The following is a 21200-nucleotide window of genomic DNA, read 5'->3' as shown; positions in this document are numbered from 1 at the left end:
GCCATGTTTGAATTCATCCTGTGCTCCATGGTCACCATCCTGCCCGACTATCTCTATCGCCGTTACTGGCAGGGCAAACGGATCGGAAGCGAGATCACGCTGTTCTCCATGTGGTTCGAATTGCGGCGCGGCATCACCGCCTGCATCCTGCTGACCGTCGCCCTCATCACGGTGATCTTCTATTTCCACCCGTCGACAACGAACGCCGCGACCGCGTTCCGCTCCGTGACCATCCTCCCAGAGACGGGCGGCCGCGTCGCGGAGGTCTATGTCAACCGCTTCCAGAAGGTCGAAGCCGGCGCGCCGCTGTTCCGGCTGGACAGCACGGCGCATCAGGCCGCGCTCGATACGGCGATCAGCCGTATCGCGGAGATCGACGCGCAGATCGCGGTGTCCACTGCCGATCTGGCAGCCGCGGACGGTCAGATTCAGCAGGCGGAGGCGGCCCATCGGCAGGCGGAGGATGACCTCAACCGCCAGCTTGAGTTGCAGCGCCGCAATGCCGGGGCCGTCGCGCAGCGCGACGTCGATCGACAGCAATCGCTCGTTGATGTGCGCAAGGGCGCTGTCGTGGCCGCCATTGCGAGCAAGGAGTCGCTCCGGACGAGAATCTCGACGCTGCTACCGGCGCAGAAGGCGAGCGCGGAGGCCGCGGCCCGGCAGGCGCGCATCGACATCGACAAGACGGTGGTGCGGGCAGGGGTCGCCGGGACGGTCCAGCAGTTCACGCTGCGCGTCGGGGAGGTGGTCAATCCGCTACTGCGGCCGGCGGGCATCCTGGTGCCGACGGAAGCCGGCCGCGCCACGCTCATAGCCGGCTTCAGCCAGATCGAGGCGCAAGTGATCAAGCGCGGGATGATCGCCGAGGCCACCTGTATCGGCAAACCCTATACGATCATCCCGCTGGTGGTGACGGACGTGCAGGAGGTGATCGCGGCCGGGCAGGTGCGGGCGAGCGACCAGCTGGTCGATGCGCAGCAGTTCGCCCGTCCCGGTACACTGACGACCGTGCTCGAACCGCTCTATCCCGGCGTGCTCGACGGTGTTCCGCCGGGCAGTTCCTGCATCGTCAACGGGTACAGCAATCACGAGGAGGAACTGCATCGGCCTGGCATCTCGACCGGCCGGAAGCTGTTCCTTCACGTCGTCGACGCAACGGCCCTGGTGCACGCCATGATCCTGCGCATACAGGCGCTGGTATTGCCGGTCCGAACGCTGGTGCTCGGGGGGCATTGAGACGCCGCCGTATCGCGCGGGCGTGGGGCGGGCCGCCTTTGCTGGCGGCCCGGGGCGCCGAAATCCTCTCGGGCTCAGGTCCCGAAGGCCGCCGTTCCGCCATGCCCGGGGCCCGTGGTGGTCGCACCGAGGCTGTCCACCTTCAGTGTCGCGCGCATCTGCGTGCCGATGCCCAGCCGCGAGCGGATGGACAATGCGCCGCCGTGCATCTCGACCAGCCGCTTGACCAGAGCCAGCCCGATCCCCGCGCCCTCGTCCTGGCCGCCGGCTGCCTCGGCGGTCGGGTCGAGCGCCTGCGCGAGCTGGCCCGGGGACAGGCCCGAGCCGGAATCGACCACGTCGAGGACGAGTTCGCCGTCCGGCCCGCGTCGCGCGGAGAAATTGACGAGGCCCCCCTCCGGGGTTGAGCCGATGGCGGTGGAGACGAGTTCGCCCATGATCTTGCGGAGCGCGGTGGCGCTGGCGGCCATGGACGACACGTCGGGCGTCCAGACCACCCGCAGCTTGACGCCCTTGCTCTCCGCGCGCGGGCGATAGAGCAGGTTGACCTCGCCGATCAGCTTCTCCATCGGCGCGCGGTCGGCGACCGGCGGCGTCTCGAGGCTCGACGCCTGCGCGTAGTCGATGACGTCGGCGAGCCGGCGGGCGAGACGGGCCGATTCCTCGCGCGCCGCCTCGATCAGCGCGTCGATGTCGGCCTGATGGCGGCTGGAACCGGCACGCTTCGCCATCAGGTGCAGGCGCTCGATCGGCTGGCGGAACGTCCGGCCGATCAGCTTGACGAGGCCCGACCGCATGCCCTGCACGCTTTCGACGGCGACCAGCGAGCGGGCGACCTGATCGGTCAGGAAGGCGACCTCCCGGGTTGCTTCCTCCAGCTGGCGATCACGCTCGGCAAGGTCTTCCGTGAGCCGGACCGTCGTGCGGTCCGCCTGGTCGACGGCGGCCTCGGCGAGGTTGAGCTTTTCCTTCACGCCACGGATCTGGGCCTGGAAGATGTCGATGGCGCGGTTGTATTCGCGCGCGACCTGACCGAGCTCGCCATCCGCGTCGGCTTCGAGATAGGCGAAGCTGCCGGCATTGCGGTCGAGCGAGCCGAGCTGGCTGACGAGGATCGCGACGTCGGTGGTCATCGCGTGTTCTGACACGTTGAGCCCGATCCGCTCCTGGTCCTGATCGACCCGCAGCTTGACGGCGAAGCGCGCGGCGATCAGCCCCGCCGCCATGATCGCCGCCGACCATGTCGTTATGGCGAGCAGACCGACCGCCTGCGCGGCAAGCCCGCCGGCAAGGTTTGACGGATCGCACAGCGCGACGGCCATGAGGCCGAGCGCGCCGGCGAACAGGTGAACCGGGGCGGTGCCGAGCGGGTCGTCGATCTCCATGGCGCGGATCAGCCGCGCCCCCGCGATCGCGGCCGCGGCTCCAGCCGCGCCGACGGCAATCGCGCCGAGCGGCGCGAACAGGTGCGCGCCGGCCGAGGCCGCGACGACGCCCGCGAGGGTCGCGTGGACCATGTCGATGACGCTGACGGTTGCGGGCCGGGTCTGGTTGGCGACAAAGGCCGCGACTACCGCCGCGGCGCCGGCCAGCATCAGGTTGAGCACGACGGCAGCGGGCGAAGCCCCTGCCGCCTGCGCCTGGCCGAGCGCGAAGCCGAACCAGCCGAGCCACAGCAGCAGGGCGCCGAGCGCGGCGAAGGGGAAGGCCTGGCTCTGGACGACCGCGACCCGCCGCGCGCCACCGAACCGTCCGGTGCGTGGGCCGATCAGGGCCGATGCGACAAGGGCAGCCATGCCGCCAGCGACATGGATGACCCCGCTGCCGGCGAGATCGACGAACCCGATCGATTTCAGCCAGCCGGTTCCGGTCCAGGCCCAGTGGGCGATCAGCGGCACGATCAGCAGTGCGTGGATGGCGACCACGGCGGCGTAGCCGCGCAGCGTCGTCCGTTCCGCGGTAGAGCCCGACAGGATCGCCACGGCACCCGCCGTCAGGACCATGTGGAACAGGATTGCGGGCGAGGCCGCGTCCGGCAGGAAGGGGCCGTTGCCGGCCAGCGGGCCTCCGGCATTCATGATGCCGTGTCCGAAGGCCCAGGCGATCAGGACGGCGAGGCCCAGCTGGACCAGCGCCTTGGCCGCGACGTTGACCGAGTGCTTGGCGCGCACCAGCCCGCTTTCCAGCGTCACCTGCCCGGCGAGAACGAGGAGGATCGAAAGGGCAGCCGCCACCGGCCAGACATCATGCGGAGAAGGGGATGCCATGCAGGGGTCCAGCCGCAGGCGGGCCGCCTGCCGGGCCAATCTCGCCCGGTATGGTTAACGTCACGTTACCGGTACACGGAAACCGCCATGTTCAGAGGCGGTTAGTCGCCGCCCTCACGCGCCCGGGGGCGGGCGCCCGCGATCGCGCCACTCGCGCGGGCGCATGAACTCTCCGGCCCACAGGCCGCGGCGTCCGGCGCGGGCCTGCGCCTCCTCGGCATAATAGCCGCCGAACGAGACCGCATGGCCCGCGCTGACCATGGCCTGCGCGAGATCGACGGCCTCGACGCGGCAGGTCGCGACGGTCCGGCCGAAACGATCCATGTCGCGGCGGTCGCAGGTCACCTGCTGGCCGGCCACCATCGCGATCAGCGCCCGGGCGGCCTCGCGCCCGCATTGAACCTCGCGGCCGTCGCGCATGCAGCGCTGGAACAGTTCCGGCGCGTCAATGCCCCACAGCCGGACCTCGGTTCCCGCGACCATCAGGCTGTCGCCGTCGATGATCCTCGCATGGCCGGTGATCTGGGGTCGCGGCGCGCGCATGCTGAGCGCATAGGCGAGGACGCCGCCGGCGACGAGGAAAGCCGTCATCGATAGCAGCGCGAAGCCGCGGTTCACGCGGTGCCGGCGGGCGGAGAAGCGGGCCATGGAGGGCGTCTGGCATTGCCGCGAATCGCGGCGGGCGGGACAGTCTGTTCATGGTTCGTTTACCATGGATATCGACCTGCCGTTAATCACCTCCTGCCACATTTCGGACGCGGGTTGCGTTGCGTTGGGAGAGGTGCGCTCGAATGGGCGTGGAGGTGGTCGGCGCGGAGCCGGGGGACCGGCAGGCGGAACGCGCGCGCGAGCACGCGCAGAGCCGCAAGCGCGTCGTCCGTCAGGTTCGCGACGCGCGCGACAAGCTGACCTCCTCGACCGGCACCAAGCGCTCGTTTGAATACGAGCTGATCCGCCACTACGCCCAGAACAAGATGTCCGCCGCCCTCGCGGTGGTGCTGCTCGCGATCGCGACCGGCGGCGTCGCCGGCTGGATCACCAATCCGGTGATGGGTGCCGTCGGCGCGGGCGCGGTGCTGGTCACCCATGGTTTCGTCATCCTGCTCTGCCGCGCCTTCCTGAAGGTGCAGCCCGACAAGGCGGACCTGCGCTCGTGGCGGATGCGCTTCGTGCTCGCCGAGATGGTGCTCGGCCTCGCCTGGGTTTTCGCGCTGGCCGTGGTGATGAAGACCGACGTGCCGGAGGCCAACACCTTCCTGATCGTCGGCATGCTGATCGTGGTCGCGATCTCGGCGATGATCGGGTCGACGCTGCCCGGCGCGGTCCTTGCCTCCTCGCTGCCGATCACCGGCGTCGTCATCGCCTATTTCCTGATGGTGCAGGGGCTGAACGGCGCGCTGCTCGCCACCATGGCCATGGGCGCGCTGGTCTTCTTCGCGATCATCTCGACGCGGCTCTACCAGAGCAATCTCGCCACCATCGAGGCGCGCGCCGAGAAGGACGCGCTGATCGGCGAGCTGGAGACCGCCAAGACCAATTCCGACGAGGCCCGGCGCAATGCCGAGATGGCCAATGTCGCCAAATCCCAGTTCCTCGCCCAGATGAGCCACGAGCTGCGCACGCCGCTCAACGCCATTCTCGGCTTCTCCGAGGTCATGAAGGGCGAGATGTTCGGCCCCCATTCCTCGCCGCAATATGCCGAATATGCCGGCGACATCCATTCGTCCGGCCAGCACCTCCTGTCGCTGATCAACGAGATCCTCGACCTCTCCCGCATCGAGGCCGGCCGCTACGACCTCAACGAGGAGGCGCTGACGCTTGCCTACGTGGTCGAGGACTGCCACCACCTTCTCAAGGTGCGCGCCAAGAACAAGGGCGTCGACATCGTCGAGCTGTTCGAGCCGGACATGCCGAAGCTCTGGGCTGACGAGCGCTCCATTCGCCAGATCGTGCTCAACCTGATGTCCAACGCGATCAAGTTCACGCCGGCCGGCGGTGAGATCACGCTGAAGGTCGGCTGGACGGCGTCCGGCGGTCAGTATGTCTCCGTGAAGGATACCGGTCCCGGCATTCCCGAGGACGAGATTCCGGTGGTCCTGTCGAATTTCGGGCAGGGCTCGAACGCCATCAAGAACGCCGAACAGGGCACCGGCCTCGGTCTGCCCATCGTGCAGGGCCTCGTCACCATGCACGGCGGCACGTTCACGCTGAAATCGACGGTCCGCGTCGGCACGGAAGTGACCGTGACATTCCCCGCCGAGCGCATCATGGAAGCGCTGCCGGCCATTTCGAGCCCGTCATCCGCGCCCATCGACGTGCCGATGGAGGAGGACGCGCCGTCGCCCTCGCAGGTCACTCCGCAGAAGATCAGCGCGCTGCGGCGGACCTTGTTCGGCGGCAAGTAGCCCGTCAGCCCTCCGTCGTCGCGGCCCGGCGCCTATTCGGGCAGGCCCGCCAGCCGAATGTCGGGCGCGAAGGAGCGGCTGACCGGCAGCCGCCTGCCATCGACGAGCTCGACCTGCATGCGGCCATCGTCCCGGATCAGCCGCGCGACCGCGCCCCTGGCCACCCAGTGCGAGCGGTGGATCTGCATCCCCGCAACGCCGTCCAGTTCCCTGATCGCGTCGGAGAGGCGCATCAGCAGCAGGGTGCTGCCGGTGCGGGTCCGCACCTCGATATAATGGTCCTGCATCGTCAGGCTGACGAGGTCGCGGCCGGTCTCGACCGGCAGCCGCGCGAGGAAGGCACTGCCCGGCCGTGGGACGGGCGGCGCGGATTCCGGCTGCATCGGCTCGGCGGCATTCCCGGTCTCGTCCTGATTTCGGAAGAGGCCGACCAGAACGGTGACCGCGAGGGTGATCGTGACGGTGGTCGCCAGGGTCGATGCGGCATTGGCGAGGGTCAACGGCATGCCCGCCAACACGTGCGCGACCGCGATCTGGATCGCCGCCAGCGGCAGCGACGCCGCCAGTCCGCCCGCAGCGAGGCGCGGCCAGCGCCGCTCCGTCCACCGGGCGAGCATGTGGAAGACGGTCACGATGATCAGGACGGCGATCATGGCGTGCGAGGCGGTCATGGCCGCCCAGTAGAGGAGGCGCGGGCCGAAGCTCATGCGCTCGGCCGTGCCGAACGGCCCGATCACCGTCGCGGTGAGCGCGACGACCGCGACGGTCACCTGGCCGCGCGGCCCCGCAGCGAACTCGCGCAACTGGCGAAGCGCCAACGACAGGGGACTTTCGTTCACGAATGATCCCCGTCGACTGGCGAAACAGCGGTTCCGCGCCGGACCGGCGTCAGCCAATCAGCACTCCGGCGGCCGACATCCCTCGGCCTTTCGCACCGGAGACTTCCCGCAATGACCACCACGGCCTTCATCATCGAAATCATCCGCGGCACGCCGCGCTGGGTCTGGGCCCTGCTCGCCCTCGTGCTCTATCTCGGATACACGAGCACGAAAGACCGGACAATCGACGCCCGGCGCCTGCTGATCATGCCGCTGGCGATGGTCGGAGTGAGCCTGTCGTCGCTGATTGCCGGCCACATTTCGGTCGAGGCCGCGACCGCCTGGCTGGCGGCGCTCGCGCTGGGCGCAGCCGGCGGCGCGCGCCTCGGACTTGCCTCGGGCGCGGAGCCCGGCGAGCAGCCGATGACCGTGCGGCTGCCGGGCGAATGGCTGTCGCTGACCCTGATCATCGTCATGTTCGCGAGCCGCTATGTGTTCGCGGTCATCCTGGCGATTGCGCCGAACTACGCCGCCGACACCGGTTTCGCGGTCGTCAGGAGCCTCCTGACCGGCGGGCTGGGTGGCCTGTTCCTCGGCCGTGGCATCGCGATGGCTTCGCTCGGGTTCAGGGGGCGCGGCGTCGTCACCCCCTGACGTCTGCGTGGCATTCATGCGGCGTCCGGGAAGAGGTCATGCTCCCCCGGACTGCCGGCTTGACCGGTCAAAGCCGCCATGGTGCGGTTACACGACAACAAGCATTGCCGGCCGGAGGAAACCCCATGAAGCTCTACGACACGCAGCTTGCTCCCAATCCGCGCCGCGTGCGGATTTTTCTCGCCGAGAAGGGCATCGACATCCCGAAAGTCCAGATCGATCTCGGCAAGATGGAGCAGAAGTCGGAGAGCTACTCGGCGGTCAATCCGCGCATGCGCACGCCCGCGCTGGAACTCGACGACGGTTCGGTGATCTCGGAGTCGGTCGCCATCTGCCGCTATATCGAGGTGCTGCATCCCGAGCCGAATCTGTTCGGCAGGACGGCGAAGGAGATCGGCGAGATCGAGATGTGGTCGCGGCGGCTCGAAATGCACCTGCTGGCGACCATCGCGTCGGCTTTCCGCCACCTGCATCCCGCGATGGTGCAGATGGAAGTGCCGCAGGTGAAGGAATGGGGCGAGGTCAACAAGGGGCGCATCGTCGGCGAACTGGCCTTCCTCGACCGGCAGCTGAAGGGCCGCGAGTTCATCTGCTGCGACCGCTACACCAATGCCGACCTGACGGGCCTCGTCGCCATCGATTTCCTCCGGCCGACCCGCGTCACGGTACCCGATGAACTTGTCGACCTGAAGCGCTGGCACGCCGCCATGGCGGCGCGTCCCGGCTCCGTGCCCTGATCGGGCTGCCGGCCCGTGCTATGGAGGCGGCGTGGAAGACCTCGCCTCCCTCAGCCAGGCCATTGCCGCCTGCCGGATCTGTGTGGAACAGCCGATCCGGCGGCCATTGCCGCACGAGCCGCGCCCGGTCGCGTGGCCCTCGGCCACGGCGCGCATCCTGATCGCGGGGCAGGCGCCGGGCACGCGCGTTCATGCCTCCGGCCGTCCCTTCACCGACCCGTCGGGTGACCGGCTCCGCAGCTGGATGGGCGTCGACGAGACGGTCTTCTACGACCGCGACCGCATTGCCATCGTGCCGATGGGCTTCTGTTTCCCGGGCCTCGACGCCAAGGGCTCCGACCTCCCGCCGCGCCCTGAATGCCGCGCCACGTGGCACGACCGGTTGATGGCGGCCATGCCGCAGATCGAGCTGATCCTCGCGGTGGGGGCGACGGCGCAGCATTACCACCTCGCTCGCCTCGGACTTGGCCACCTGATCGCGCCGACGCTCACGGCGACGGTCGGGAACTGGGCGGCCGTTCTTCAGGCTTCGGCGCAGCCGGCGGTCTTCGCCATGCCGCATCCCTCCTGGCGCAATTCCGGCTGGCTGAAGCGCCATCCCTGGTTCGAGGCGGAATTGCTCCCGGTCCTGAGGCGCCGGATCGCCGCACGACTCTGAAAGTGGCGATCAGCCATGTCCATGGCGGTCCCGCCTTGCCTTCGCCACGAAATCCCGCGCAATCTCACGTTGCGGCATGCGGGGCGACGACGGCCGTGTCAGGAATCCGGGAGACATCCATGTTCCGAACCATGATCAGGCGCGGGATCGGCCTTCTGGCCGGCGCGCTGCTCACGGCCCTCGCAGCATCGCCGACGCTCGCCGAGACGCGCGTTGCGCTTGTGCTCGGTGCGGGCGGCTATGCCACCAACCCCATGCCGAACGCGCTGAACGATGCCGGCCTCGTCGCGCGCACGCTGCGCGACCTCGGTTTTTCGACCGTCGAGGGCGCGGACCTGACATCTGCCGAGGTGCGGCAGGCGGTTGCCGAGTTCATCGGCAAGCTGCGCGAGGCAGGTCCCGATTCGGTCGCCATCGTCTATCTGGCCGGCCTTGGCCTGCAGCACGAGAGCGACAGCTACTTCATTCCCTCCGATGTCGCGGTCTCGGGCGAGGCCGACGTGCCGATCGGCGGGGTGCGCATCGCCGACATCGCCCGCGCCATCGCCGCCGTTCCGTCCAAGGCGCGGGTCGTCCTGCTCGACCTGTCGCGCGACCATCCCTACGCCGCCGTCGGCCGTCCGGTGGGACCGGGCCTCGGCGTTATCGACGGCGCGCCGGGCCTCTTGATCGCCTCCGCCGCCGCGCCGGGGCAGGTCTCGGTGACCGCCGACCAGGCCTATGGCCGCTTCGCCACCGCGCTCGCCGAACAGCTCGCCGCGCCGGGCGTTCCGCTGGACGAGGCCGTTGCGCGGGCGCGCCTGCGCGTGCACCAGCTCACCAATGGTCGCGACACGCCGTGGGAGGTCTCGGCGCTGCAGCCGCCGGCCCCGGTCCTGAATGCCGGAGAGACGACCGGCTCGACGCCGCCGCCCGCGCCGCCGCTGGCGGACCGCCCGATGGAGGGCCTGTCCTCGCAAGAGGCCTACGCGCTTGCCATCGAACGGGATTCGATCGAGGGCTATCAGGCCTTCCTGCGCATCTATCCCGACGATCCGCTCGCCGCGCGCGTCAAGCGCCTGCTCGCCGCCAAGCGCGAGGCGCTGGTCTGGCGGCGCACGATCCGGGTCGGTTCGGCGCAGGCCTACTGGACCTATCTCCGGCGCTATCCGCGCGGGCCGCATGCGGCCGAGGCGCGCTGGCGGCTGGAGCGCCTGCAGGTAGCGGTCGCTCCGCCGGCCGATTTCGTCGAGGTCGTCTACGACGACATCCCGCCGCCGCTGCCGGTGGTCGAGGTGGTCTATGATCCGATCTATTGGGAGCCCGCTCCGCCGGCCTTCTACGACGAGGTGGTGATTGCGCCATCGATCTATCTCGGCCCGCCAATCGCTCCGGTCTACTTGCTGCCGCCGCCGCCGCCGCCGATCTGGGGCGTGCTTCCGGTCGTGGCAGCCGCGGCGATCATCGCCTCGCCGATCGTTATCCAGCGCTTCGTGCGCCCGCGCGTGCAGCCCGTGGTGCTGACGCCGCGCGCCGGTCCGCGCATCGGCCTGCCGCCAGGGGGAAGGCCCGGAGGCTTTCCCGGCGCCGGAGGCCCGGGCGGTCCCGGCTTCCGGCCCCTTCCGGGCGGCGCTGGCGGTGCCGCGCTGCCGGGCGGTGGCGTCCGGCCGGGCCCCGGGGTCATCCAGCCGCCCGGCGCGCGCCTCGCTCCCGGCAACCAGCCGAGCATGATCAATCCGGCGCCCCGTGGGCCGAATGTCGGCGCGCCGCAGATCGGCCGCCCGGGCGGGCCGCAGATCGGTCGTCCCGGTGCTCCGGTCCTCGGTGGGCGCGGCATCGATCCGAACACTGGCCGCCGGGTGCGGGACGCCGGCATCGGCAACCAACCGATCGGTGGTCCCAATGCCGGTCCGCGGCGCGGCGGAGCCTTCCGTGGTCCGGTTCAGGGCAATATCCGGCCGCAGATGCAGCCGCGCCCGAACTTCCAGCCGCGCATCCAGCAGCGGCCGCAGTTCCAGTCGCGTCCCAGCGTCCAGCCCCGGATGCAGGCGCGGCCGAGCTTCCAGGCCCCGCGCATGCAGGCCCCGCGCCCCTCGTTCCAGGCACCGCGCGTCTCGCGGCCCGCCGCGCCGAACATCCGCCGCCGCCCCTGAGGCACAGCGCCGGACCAAAGACAAAGGGCCCCGGGATCAGCTCCCGGGGCCCTTTTCTTGCGGCGACAATTTCCAGCGGCGGCAGTTTCCTGCAACGGCAATCGGCGCGCGGGGCGCCCGCGAGCGGTTACTTGCGCTCCAGCCGGGCGAACAGGCTGGACGTGTCCCAGCGGCCGCCGCCCATCGACTGAACCTCGCCGTAGAACTGATCCACGACCGCCGTGACCGGCAGCGTTGCACCGTTGCGGCGCGCTTCCGCGAGGCAGATGCCGAGGTCCTTGCGCATCCAGTCGACCGCGAAGCCGAAATCGAACTTGTCCACGTTCATGGTCTTGTGGCGGTTCTCCATCTGCCAGGAGCCGGCCGCGCCCTTGGAGATCACGTCGACGAGCTGCTCGATGTCGAGCCCGGCCTTCCGGGCGAAGTGAAGGCCCTCCGACAGGCCCTGCACGAGCCCTGCAATGCAGATCTGGTTGACCATCTTGGCGAGCTGGCCGGCGCCCGGCCCGCCGAGGCGGCGGCAGGCGCGCGCATAGGCCGCGATGACCGGCTCCGCGCGAGCGTAGTCGGCCTCTTCGCCGCCGCACATGACGGTCAGCACGCCGTTCTCGGCGCCGGCCTGACCGCCGGAAACCGGCGCATCGACGAAGCCGATGCCGAGTGCCTTGGCCTTGGCCTGCAATTCGCGGGCGACATCCGCCGATGCCGTCGTGTTGTCGACGAAGACCGAGCCCCTCGTCATGGACTGGAAGGCGCCATCCGGGCCGATCGTGACGGAACGCAGGTCATCGTCGTTGCCGACGCAGCAGAAGACGAACTCCTGGCCGGCGGCGGCCTCCTTCGGCGTTTTCGCGGCGGTGCCGCCGTGCTGCTTCGCCCAGGCTTCGGCCTTGGCGAAGGTGCGGTTGTACACCGTCACGTCGTGGCCGCCCTTGGCCTTGAGATGTCCGGCCATGGGGTAGCCCATGACGCCGAGACCGAGGAACGCGACTTTCGCCATGGGGAGCTCCGCTGGGATGGTTGGTTCGTGATGGATGCCTACCATCCCCGAGGAGCCACCGAGGTCAAGCCTTTGCGGTGCGGGGCAAGCCCGCCCTGATTGATTTGCGGGAAGCGCCTGATATATGCGGAAAACGCGATGGAGCCATTCCGCAATGCTGGCATGCAGCGACAAATTGTGATTGTCTCCCGCCAACGAGTCCGAACCGGACCGGGAACCAACAAGTTTTGGGAACAAGGGAGAGGATGCTCATGGAGCGCCGCACATTCATCACGACGGCGTCGGTCGCCGCCGCCGCTACCGCGGTCGCCGCCCCGGCGATCGCGCAGACTGCTCCGGAAGTGAGGTGGCGGCTGACCTCCTCCTTCCCGAAATCGCTCGACACGATCTACGGCGCCGCCGAGGTCTTCTCGAAAGCGGTCGCGGAAATGACCGACAACAAGTTCCAGGTGCAGGTTTTCGCCGCCGGCGAGATCGTGCCCGGCCTGCAGGCGATGCAGGCGGTGCGCGACGGCACGGTCGAGGCCTGCCACACCGCGTCCTACTACTATGTCGGCATCGACCCGACCTTCGCCTTCGGCACGGCGCTGCCCTTCGGCCTCAATTCGCGCATGCAGAATGCGTGGCAGTTCCAGAACGGCGGCATGGAACTCATGAACGAGTTCTACGCCAAGCATAATCTCCACGCGATCCCGGCCGGCAATACCGGCTGCCAGATGGGCGGCTGGTTCCGCAAGGAGATCAAGACCGTCGCCGACATGAACGGGCTGAAGATGCGCATCGGCGGCTTTGCCGGTCGCGCCATGCAGAAGCTCGGCGTCGTGCCGCAGCAGGTTGCCGGCGGCGACATCTACCCGGCTCTGGAAAAGGGCACGATCGACGCGGCGGAGTGGGTCGGCCCCTATGACGACCAGAAGCTCGGCTTCAACAAGGTCGCGCCGTTCTACTACTACCCCGGCTGGTGGGAGGGCGGAGCCATGCTCCACAACTTCTTCAACAAGGCCAAGTGGGAAGCCTTGCCGGCCAGCTACAAGGCCATCGCGCTCAACGCCTCGCATCACGCCAACACCTGGATGCAGGCGCGCTACGACGCGCAGAACCCGGCGGCTCTGCGCCAGCTCGTCGCGGCCGGCACGCAGCTCCGTCCCTTCACGCTGGAAGTGCTGGAAGCCTGCCTCAAGGCAGCCAACGAGGTGAATGCCGAGACTGCGGCCCAGAATGCCGACTTCAAGAAGGTGCTCGATCACACGGTGGCGTTCCGTGGCGAGGAGTATCTGTGGTGGCAGGTGGCGGAATACACCTTCGACACCTTTATGATCCGCTCGCGCGCCCGCGGATGATCTGAAGTTTCCAGATGGAATACATGCCCCGGCGACCTGTTTCGCCGGGGTTTTTGTTTTTGATAAAGTATTAAGCTGGCAGTTCGGGAAATTTCGCGCGGTCGATGCGTGTTTCCCCCGATGCGCGGTTCGCCTCAGGCGGCAGTCTGACCGGTGCGCCGACACCATCGGACGACAGGCATTCGAACGACCTGTCGCGGCGCGGGGAACGACAAGAAAGGGAGAATCCATGAAACGCCGCCAGTTCGTCGAGGGAGCGGGGCTCGGTCTCGCCGCCACGGCCGTCGCATCGCCGGCCGTCGCGCAGTCTATGCCGGAAGTGCGCTGGCGCCTGACGTCGAGCTTCCCGAAATCACTCGACACGCTCTATGGCGTCTCCGAAGTCTTCGCGAAGCGCGTTGCCGAGATCACCGACAACCGCTTCATCATCCAGCCCTTCGCGGCCGGCGAGATCGTTCCGGGCCTGCAGGCGCTTGATGCCGTCTCCAACGGCACGGTCGAGGCCTGCCATACGGCCTCCTACTACTATGTCGGCAAGGATCCGACCTTCACCTTCGGAACGGCACTGCCCTTCGGCCTCAATCCGCGCATGCAGAACGCCTGGTTCATCGAGGGTGGCGGCACGGATCTGCTCAACGAATTCTACAAGGGCCACAACGTCCGCGCGGTCGCCTGCGGCAATACCGGCACCCAGATGGGCGGCTGGTTCCGCAAGGAAATCCGCACGGTCGGCGATCTGAACGGGCTGAAGTTCCGCGTCGGCGGCTTCGCAGGGCGCATCCTTACCAAGCTTGGCGTCGTGCCGCAGCAGATCGCCGGCGGTGACATCTATCCGGCGCTTGAGAAGGGGACGATCGACGCGGCGGAATGGGTCGGTCCCTACGACGACGAAAAGCTCGGCTTCGCCAAGGTCGCGCCGTTCTACTATTATCCCGGCTGGTGGGAGGGCGGCGCCCAGCTCCAGACCATGGCCAATATCGCCAAGTGGGACGCGCTGCCGAAGCACTACAAGGCCGCCTTCGACGCCGCCGCCTATCAGGCCGGCACCTGGATGCAGGCGAAATACGACGCGGCGAACCCCGCCGCGCTCCGCCGTCTCGTTGCCGCCGGCACGCAGCTTCGGCCGTTCTCGGTGGAGATCCTCGAAGCCTGCTTCAAGGCGGCCAACGAGGTCTATACCGAGGTCAGCGCCCAGAACGCCTGGTTCAAGCGGGTGCTGGACCACACGGTTGCCTTCCGCAACGAGGAATATCTCTGGTTCCAGGTGGCGGAATATTCCTTCGACAGCTTCATGATCCGCATGAGAGCCCGCTCGAACTGACGGGCGCGCGGCGATGGCGTGTCGGCGGGCGGCCACCGGGGCCGCTCGGCGATGCGGTGCACGGCAGGACCACGGGCGCATGCGGACAGGATGGGCGGTGTTGCTGGCGATGGGCCTTGCGGCAGCGAGCGCTTCCGGTGCGCCGGCGCAGACATCGGAAATGGTCCGCTTTACGGGCGCTGACGGCACATCCGTCCAGGCCGTTCTCATGCGCCCCTCGGGAACCGGGCCCTTTCCCGCGGTGGTGGCGCTCCACGGTTGCGGCGGGCGCGACAACGCGCGCGGCGAACTGGCGCGCCGGCAGGCCGACTGGGCCAGCCGCTGGACGGGGCAGGGGCTCGCGGTCCTGATGCCCGACAGTTTCGCCTCGCGCGGGCTCGGCTCGCAATGCGGCGTCCGGGAGCGGACCGTGCGCCCGGCGCGTGAACGTCTCGCCGATGTCGCGGGGGCGCGCGTCTATCTGCAGGCGCGATCAGATATCCGGCAGGATCGCATCAGCCTGGTGGGATGGTCGAACGGCGGCTCCACGGCCCTCTATGCGGCCAGTCGCACCGCGCGTCCGGCTGACGGGCGGCCGGACTTTGTTCAGGCCATCGCCTTCTATCCGGGCTGCCGCACGCCGCTCGAACGCGGCCTCGTCAATCGCCTGCCGCTGACCATTCTCATCGGCGGCGCCGATGACTGGACGCCGGCTGCACCCTGCGAGGCGCTGGTATCCCGGGCCCGTTCCATGGGCGCGCCCGCCGAGATCGTCGTTTATCCCGGAGCCTTTCACGGTTTCGACGATCCCGCCTCGCGGCTGCGGGAGCGGACCGGGCTCGCCTTCACGCCGGATGGATCGGGGCGGGCGCGGGTCGGCACCGACCCGGCGGCGCGGGCGGATGCGATCCGCAGGATCGACAGCCTGATCGCGGCGCGCTGACGGGGTTGCGGCTCAGGGCACGTAGCCGGGTGGCCGCTTCAGCCAGGGCGAACCCGCCTGGCTCTCGCTGCGGCCGAACTCGAACAGCGCGTTCATGTAGGGTGGGTCGAACGGCTTCTCGTACGGCACGGTGAAGCGGCTGGAAATATAGGCGAGGTTGAAATCCACGCCGTCGCGCCGGGTGATCAGGTACATGCGGTAGATGTCGCCGATCGCGTTCGACGTGATCATGGTCGAGATCGACCGCGCCGCGATCTGCAACAGGCCACGCTTGACGTCCTCCGGCAGCGGCTGGGTGCGGCCGTTGCGGATGATCCAGGCGACGCGCGGCACGCGCCTGACGGCGGCGGGCGCGTGACGCAGCGGGATACTGCCGGGATAGAGGAAAACCTGGGTGGTCGCGCCGCCGTCGACATGCATCTCCTGGCGCCTGGTCCCGCCGGCCATCACTTCCATCATGACGGGCGGGAACGCGCCGGGAATGGAGGCGGACGCAAGCAGGATGTCGCGGATCGCCTGCACCTTGCGGGGGTGGTTGCTCACCGCGATGGCCCCGATGTTCCACGCGATGGGCTGGCCGAGGTCCAGATTGGTGGTGCCGATCAGCAGCATCCGGCCCTTCTGGTATTCCCGCCCGATCTCGGCGACCATTTCGTCCGTCACATGGGTCGCGATCAGGCGGGCGAGGGGACCGCTGTCGCCGACGGAATCGCTGCGCAGGATGGTCAGCACCGGCAGGATCTCGACGATGTCGGTCCGCTGGACGGTGGTGTAGACCGCCTTGAGCTGGGCGTCGTAGCGGCTGCCCAAAAAGGCGAATGGCGCGCTCAGCGAGCCCGTCGACACGCCGGTGACGAGGCGGAATTGCGGCCGGTCGCCGCGCTCGGTCCAGCCAAAAAGCAGGCCCGCGCCGAAGGCGCCGTCCTCGCCGCCCCCCGAGATCGCCAGCATGTGCTCGGTGCCGCGCATCCCCGACATCTGCGCGCGGCGCTCCGCGGCGACGAAAATCCGGGTGAGTTCGCTCGGGTTGCCGGTCAGGGAGAAACGCGCATCGGGAATGCCGAGGAAGGTTGCTTCGGCCGTTTCGCGCGTGGGAACGGCCGGCAGGCGCGGCTGCGTGGCGCAGCCGGCAAGCGCAATGGTCAGAACAACCGCCAGAGACCGGGCCGTGGACCCGGGCCTGACGGCCGCGATGGACCGGGCGAATGCGACGACGGACAAACCCATGAGCAGCTCCGCCTGCTTCTTTAGGTGGCGGGTGGAAGGGCGTCTAGGACCGAAAAGCCACTGGACGCGGGGATGTTCTACGACAGGTTACTCGCTGCGGTATCGGGTGCCGGCGTGATGGCTTCCAGGCGTTGGCGGCCGGATGACCCGGAACCGGCAGGGCGGCGTCAGGGAATGGTGGCCGCCGCCTCCGTCTTGGCATCGCGTACGCGCAGGCGCACGCGCTCGCGATGGAGCGTGTAGAGCCCGGCCGCGACGATTAGTCCTATGCCGGTCCAGCTCATCCAGTCCGGCCATTCGCCGAACACGGTGATGCCCGAGACGATGGCCCAGACCATGACCGAATAGCGGAACGGCGAGACCAGCGAGACCTCGACGCCGCGGAACGCGAGGATCATCGCGTGATTGCCGATGACCAGCACCACCGAGGCGGCGAGCAGGATCAGGATGTGCTTCGGCTCCGGCGGCACCCAGGTCTGGAACGGGATCATCGCCAGCCCGAACAGCCCGACGGTCGCGCAGGTCGACAGCGTCACGACGATGGTCGGTATGCGGTGGTCGATGAAGCGCGTGACGATGTCGCGCAGCGCGCAGAACACCACGCTGACCAGCGCCATGGCCGTCGCCGAGCCCGCGACGAAGCCCGCGCCGCCGGGCTTCACCACCAGCAGCATGCCGACAAAGCCGGCGGCGACGGCAGACCAGCGCCGCCAGCCGACCTGCTCCTTGAGCAGCGGGCCCGACAGGGCGGTGATCAGCAACGGCGTGATCAGGAAGATCGCAGTGATGTCGGCGATGGGGATCGAGGCCAGCGCCGAGATGAACAGGAATGCGACCAGCGCTTCCATCCCGGCGCGCGTCATCACCAGCGGCGAGATGATGCGGGGCAGGTCGCGGGCATGCCCCATGGCGAACACCCAGCCGAGCACCAGAACGGTGGCGAACAGGCCCCGAATGGCGATGATCTCGCCAGCCGGCAGCTGAGTCGAGACGATCTTCACCAGCGTATCGTTCGTCATGAAGCAGGCCATCGCCGTGCACATGGCGATAATGCCGCGCCGGTTGGCGGAGGCATCGACGGCGGGGAGGGTCAGCGGGGTCACGGACGGTCTCGGATCGGATCAGGAGGCGAAGCGGGCGAGGCGGAAAAGCGAGAGATCGTGGCGCGTCGATCCATTGGCGGCGAGGTCCGCCAGGATCTCGCCCATGACCGAGGCGAATTTGAAGCCATGGCCGGAACAGGGCGACGCGACGATGACTTGCGGGTGACCGGGCAGCGTGTCCACGACGAAATGCTCGTCCGGCGTATTGGTGAACATGCAGGTCCTGAGCGCCAGCGTCGGGCCGCCGGCATCTGGGAACACCTCGCGCATCACCGCGCGCAGCGCAGCCTCGTCCTCGGGCGTCGGCTCGCGCGACAGCGTGTCGGCATGGCCAGACTGCTTCAGGTGGTTGTAGAGGCCGATCTTGAAGCCCGGCACCCCGAAGATGGGGAACTGGTAGCAGGTGCCTCGCGCCGTTTCGGCGATGGAGACGGGAAACAGGTCCGGCGCGAAATGAGCCGGGTTTTTCGGCTGGAACCAGCCGAGCACCTGTCGCTCGGGGACCGCGAGGCGGGCGAGGGCGGGCACATGGTCGCCGATCCACGCGCCGGTCGACAGGATCAGCCGGCCGGCCTCGTAGGTGCCGCGCGTGGTCGTGACCCGCACGCCGCCGCCCGGCGTCGGCTGCCAGCCCGTGATCGCCTCGCGGCCGCGGATTTCGGCGCCCGCCGCCATGGCCATCGCTACATGGGCGACGATGGCCCGTTCGCTCATGACGAACCCGGCATCCGCCTGCCAGTTGGCGACATGGCCGGCGGGCAGGCGATAGGCGGGGTGCCGGCGGGCAAGTTCCTTCGCGTCGATCAGTTCGTGGGGGAGGTCGTGCTCGCGGCAGGCCCGCAGCGAGCCGGCAACGACGCGTCCGTCCTCGGGGCCGGCATCGATGCCGCCGGTAATGTGCAGGAGTTGCTCGCCGAAGGCCTGCTCGGTCTCGCGCCAGAGCGCGTAGGCGCGGCGCAGCAACGGCACGTAGAGCGGATGCTCGAAATAGGCGAGGCGGATGATGCGGTTGATGCCATGGGACGAGCCCATCGCATGCGGAATGTCGAACCGCTCGAGCCCAAGGACCCGCTGGCCGCGGCGGGCGAGATGCCACGCCGCAGCGGAACCCATGGCGCCGATTCCGGCGACGATGACGTCATGGCTCGGCACGCGCCGACGCTCCGGTCGTTTCTTCCCCGCATGGTGAGGTAGCGCGGGGGTACCGGCGCGTCGAGCGCGAAGGCGAGGGAACAGCCCCGCTATCGGCGCCGGGCGCCGCCCGTCAGTTTATGGGCTGGCCGTAGGAAGTCTGCACGTGGTTCTGGATATAGTCGTAGACCAGAACGCCAATGGCCTTGTTCGGCTTTTCCGCGCCGAGCGTCTGCACTTCACTGGCCGCCGACGCCCATCTTTGCGCCGCCTGGGCCTGGGGGGCGCGCAGCTGGACCGCCATCAGCGACACGGTTGCCAGGAGGTCGAAGGCGAGGATGGCGCTGATCGTCGCCAGCCAGACCCTCGTCGAGGGCATGGCCAGCCGGAATCGCGACAGAAGCGCTGGCGGCATGGCGGGCACGTCGATCTGGTCCACCACAAGCGGGGGCTCGGATGCGACATCCGCGACGAGTTCGAAAGTCGGTCGGTAGGAGCCCGGCTGCATGCGAATGCGCAGCGCACTCTGAGCCCCCGGCCCCGAATAGTAATGGTCGAGCGCCGAGCGCAGCCGCATGGCCGCCACGCGGACGGTGGAATCGCGATCCGGGTCGAAATCGGTGGGCCGGCCCAGTGCCTCGACCGCGACCGTATAGGCCTTGATCGACCGGCCATCGCCGGCGAGCGTCCGGTCGACGACGTAGGTCAGCATCTTCGCCAGAAGCGAATCGTCGGGAATGAAGCTCGAATCGAGCACACGCCGCAGTTCGTCCCTGACAGCAACGGGACTAGGCTGCGGCAGGGATGAGCAGGTCATCGCAGTCGCCTCGGAAACCTATGAACGCCGGGCCACGCTGCCCGGATCGGATGTCACTGGAATGCGTTGGCCTGAGAAGTGGCGCAGCGGTCTGACTTGTTGTGCTATTGGGTCCGGCCCATTTGCTGACCGCGCATTTGGTGAATAACTGTGGCGGAAAATTGGCCTATTCGACGGAAGTCTAGCTCCAAAACGGGCCTTTTTTCGCGCTTCGGGCAAAGTTCCAACCGCAGGCGCGCGGATGAAACAAAATTGCGAAAACCGCGCGTTTTCGGTTATCCGCCGGTCATGCTCATGTGCCGGCCGACCGAGGGGCGGCGCGTGCGGCGATCGATGATGAAGTCGTGCCCTTTTGGCTTGCGGGCGATGGCGCGGTCGATGGCGGCGAAGAGCGGGTCGTTGCTCTCCGAGGCGCGCAATGGCGCGCGCAGGTCGGCGGCGTCCTCCTGACCGAGGCACATATAGAGGGTGCCGGTGCAGGTGACCCGCACGCGGTTGCAGCTTTCGCAGAAATTATGGGTCATCGGCGTGATGAAGCCGACGAGGCCGCCGGTCTCCTTCACGGTGACGTAACGGGCCGGGCCGCCGGTGCGGTGGTCGCTCTCGGTGAGCGTCCAGCGGTCCATCAGCCGGGCACGCACGACCGACAGCGGCAGATACTGGTCGAGGCGCGACGGCTCGATATCGCCGAGCGGCATGACCTCGATGAACGAGATGTCCATGCCCTTGCCATGCGCCCAGGCGATGAGGTCCTCGATCTCGCCCTCGTTGACGCCCTTGAGCGCCACGGCATTGATCTTGACGTGGATGCCGGCGGCCAGCGCCGCATCGATGCCGCGCAGGACGTCGGCAAGGTCGCCCCAACGCGTGATGGCGCGGAATTTGGCGGCGTCCAGCGTGTCCATCGACACGTTGATCCGCTTCACGCCGAGCGCCGCGAGGTCGGCGGCGTAACGCGCGAGCTGCGAGCCGTTGGTGGTCACGGTCAGTTCCTCGAGCGCGCCCGAGGACAGGTGCCGCGACAGCGACCGGAACAGCGTCATGACGTCCTTGCGGACCAGCGGCTCGCCGCCGGTGAGCCGTAGCTTCCTGACGCCCTTGTCGACGAAGGCCGAGCAGAGCCGGTCCAGCTCCTCCAGCGACAGGAGGTCCTTCTTAGGCAGGAAGGCCATATTCTCGGCCATGCAATAGACGCAGCGGAAATCGCAGCGGTCGGTGACCGACACGCGCAGATAATCGATCGACCGGCCGAACGGGTCGATCATCAGCGCGGGTTTCGTCGTGAACACATCGTCGAACATGGCAGGCTTCCAAGGGGCGGCCGGACCAGCGGGCCGGGCGCGCCCTGTCATTGTTCTATTTAGGTGACCTTGCCGCGTTCGTCACGTCCGCCAGCGTTGAAGATGCCGGGAGAACCAGCTACCAGTCCTGA

General features: G+C 68.3%; 18 protein-coding genes. 9 read left to right on the top strand and 9 right to left on the bottom strand.

Annotated features, from left to right (window positions below):
• Positions 1 to 3 precede the first annotated feature (3 nt).
• A complete protein-coding gene (locus tag JNK84_RS05690) occupies positions 4 to 1236 on the top strand; it encodes an HlyD family secretion protein (RefSeq protein ID WP_293421444.1) in 1233 nt (410 codons plus the stop codon).
• A 74-nt stretch (positions 1237 to 1310) separates the two neighbouring features.
• Here the strand turns inward: JNK84_RS05690 and JNK84_RS05685 are convergent, their stop codons facing one another.
• Together JNK84_RS05685 and JNK84_RS05680 are read right to left on the bottom strand one after the other, a co-directional pair.
• Positions 1311 to 3503, bottom strand: a complete 2193-nt coding sequence (locus JNK84_RS05685; RefSeq protein ID WP_293421442.1) for an ATP-binding protein — start codon at positions 3501 to 3503, stop codon at positions 1311 to 1313.
• Between the two features lie 114 nt (positions 3504 to 3617).
• Complete coding sequence (locus JNK84_RS05680) at positions 3618 to 4151, bottom strand: thermonuclease family protein (protein ID WP_293421440.1); 534 nt, start codon at positions 4149 to 4151, stop codon at positions 3618 to 3620.
• A gap of 143 nt (positions 4152 to 4294) precedes the next feature.
• On the opposite strand from JNK84_RS05680, the gene JNK84_RS05675 reads away from it, so the two are divergent.
• Positions 4295 to 5908, top strand: a complete 1614-nt coding sequence (locus JNK84_RS05675) for a sensor histidine kinase (RefSeq protein ID WP_293421438.1) — start codon at positions 4295 to 4297, stop codon at positions 5906 to 5908.
• A 32-nt stretch (positions 5909 to 5940) separates the two neighbouring features.
• Here the strand turns inward: JNK84_RS05675 and JNK84_RS05670 are convergent, their stop codons facing one another.
• The gene (locus JNK84_RS05670) at positions 5941 to 6747 is read right to left on the bottom strand and encodes a LytTR family DNA-binding domain-containing protein (RefSeq protein ID WP_293421436.1); all 807 of its coding nucleotides are present in this window, start codon (positions 6745 to 6747) and stop codon (positions 5941 to 5943) included.
• A 111-nt stretch (positions 6748 to 6858) separates the two neighbouring features.
• Between JNK84_RS05670 and JNK84_RS05665 the strand changes: the two genes are divergently transcribed.
• The 4 genes from JNK84_RS05665 (at position 6859) to JNK84_RS05650 (ending at position 10907) form a co-directional block, all read left to right on the top strand.
• Positions 6859 to 7380, top strand: a complete 522-nt coding sequence (locus tag JNK84_RS05665; RefSeq protein WP_293421434.1) for a DUF6622 family protein — start codon at positions 6859 to 6861, stop codon at positions 7378 to 7380.
• 125 nt (positions 7381 to 7505) lie between these two features.
• On the top strand, positions 7506 to 8117 hold the full coding sequence (locus JNK84_RS05660; protein ID WP_293421432.1) for a glutathione S-transferase family protein: 612 nt from the start codon (positions 7506 to 7508) through the stop codon (positions 8115 to 8117).
• Between the two features lie 31 nt (positions 8118 to 8148).
• Positions 8149 to 8775 (top strand): uracil-DNA glycosylase family protein, encoded by a 627-nt coding sequence (locus tag JNK84_RS05655; protein WP_293421430.1) that lies wholly within the window; start codon positions 8149 to 8151, stop codon positions 8773 to 8775.
• Positions 8776 to 8894: 119 nt separating this feature from the next.
• Positions 8895 to 10907 (top strand): caspase family protein, encoded by a 2013-nt coding sequence (locus tag JNK84_RS05650; protein ID WP_293421428.1) that lies wholly within the window; start codon positions 8895 to 8897, stop codon positions 10905 to 10907.
• A gap of 127 nt (positions 10908 to 11034) precedes the next feature.
• Here the strand turns inward: JNK84_RS05650 and JNK84_RS05645 are convergent, their stop codons facing one another.
• The gene (locus JNK84_RS05645) at positions 11035 to 11907 is read right to left on the bottom strand and encodes an NAD(P)-dependent oxidoreductase (protein ID WP_293421426.1); all 873 of its coding nucleotides are present in this window, start codon (positions 11905 to 11907) and stop codon (positions 11035 to 11037) included.
• A 251-nt stretch (positions 11908 to 12158) separates the two neighbouring features.
• Here JNK84_RS05645 and JNK84_RS05640 point away from each other — a divergent pair, with 251 nt between their 5' ends.
• The 3 genes from JNK84_RS05640 (at position 12159) to JNK84_RS05630 (ending at position 15490) form a co-directional block, all read left to right on the top strand.
• Entirely contained in the window at positions 12159 to 13247 is a 1089-nt protein-coding gene (locus JNK84_RS05640; protein WP_293421424.1) for a TRAP transporter substrate-binding protein, read from the top strand.
• A gap of 229 nt (positions 13248 to 13476) precedes the next feature.
• Entirely contained in the window at positions 13477 to 14568 is a 1092-nt protein-coding gene (locus JNK84_RS05635; protein WP_293421423.1) for a TRAP transporter substrate-binding protein, read from the top strand.
• A 79-nt stretch (positions 14569 to 14647) separates the two neighbouring features.
• Complete coding sequence (locus JNK84_RS05630) at positions 14648 to 15490, top strand: dienelactone hydrolase family protein (RefSeq protein WP_293421421.1); 843 nt, start codon at positions 14648 to 14650, stop codon at positions 15488 to 15490.
• A 12-nt stretch (positions 15491 to 15502) separates the two neighbouring features.
• Here JNK84_RS05630 and JNK84_RS05625 read toward each other — a convergent pair whose 3' ends face one another.
• From JNK84_RS05625 to moaA, 5 genes are all read right to left on the bottom strand, one after another.
• Complete coding sequence (locus tag JNK84_RS05625; protein ID WP_293421419.1) at positions 15503 to 16717, bottom strand: patatin-like phospholipase family protein; 1215 nt, start codon at positions 16715 to 16717, stop codon at positions 15503 to 15505.
• Positions 16718 to 16884: 167 nt separating this feature from the next.
• On the bottom strand, positions 16885 to 17820 hold the full coding sequence (locus JNK84_RS05620; RefSeq protein WP_293421417.1) for a DMT family transporter: 936 nt from the start codon (positions 17818 to 17820) through the stop codon (positions 16885 to 16887).
• Between the two features lie 18 nt (positions 17821 to 17838).
• The gene (gene solA / locus JNK84_RS05615; protein WP_293421415.1) at positions 17839 to 18972 is read right to left on the bottom strand and encodes an N-methyl-L-tryptophan oxidase; all 1134 of its coding nucleotides are present in this window, start codon (positions 18970 to 18972) and stop codon (positions 17839 to 17841) included.
• A 112-nt stretch (positions 18973 to 19084) separates the two neighbouring features.
• Positions 19085 to 19768, bottom strand: coding sequence for a hypothetical protein (locus tag JNK84_RS05610; RefSeq protein WP_293421413.1), 684 nt, complete (start codon positions 19766 to 19768; stop codon positions 19085 to 19087).
• Positions 19769 to 20043: 275 nt separating this feature from the next.
• A complete protein-coding gene (gene moaA, locus JNK84_RS05605; protein ID WP_293421411.1) occupies positions 20044 to 21069 on the bottom strand; it encodes a GTP 3',8-cyclase MoaA in 1026 nt (341 codons plus the stop codon).
• Positions 21070 to 21200 lie beyond the last annotated feature (131 nt).

This window comes from Phreatobacter sp. (assembly GCF_016793595.1).
Classification (GTDB): domain Bacteria; phylum Pseudomonadota; class Alphaproteobacteria; order Rhizobiales; family Phreatobacteraceae; genus Phreatobacter.
The sequence above is the reverse complement of the archived record's forward strand: the minus strand, read 5'-3'. Positions and strand labels throughout refer to the sequence as shown.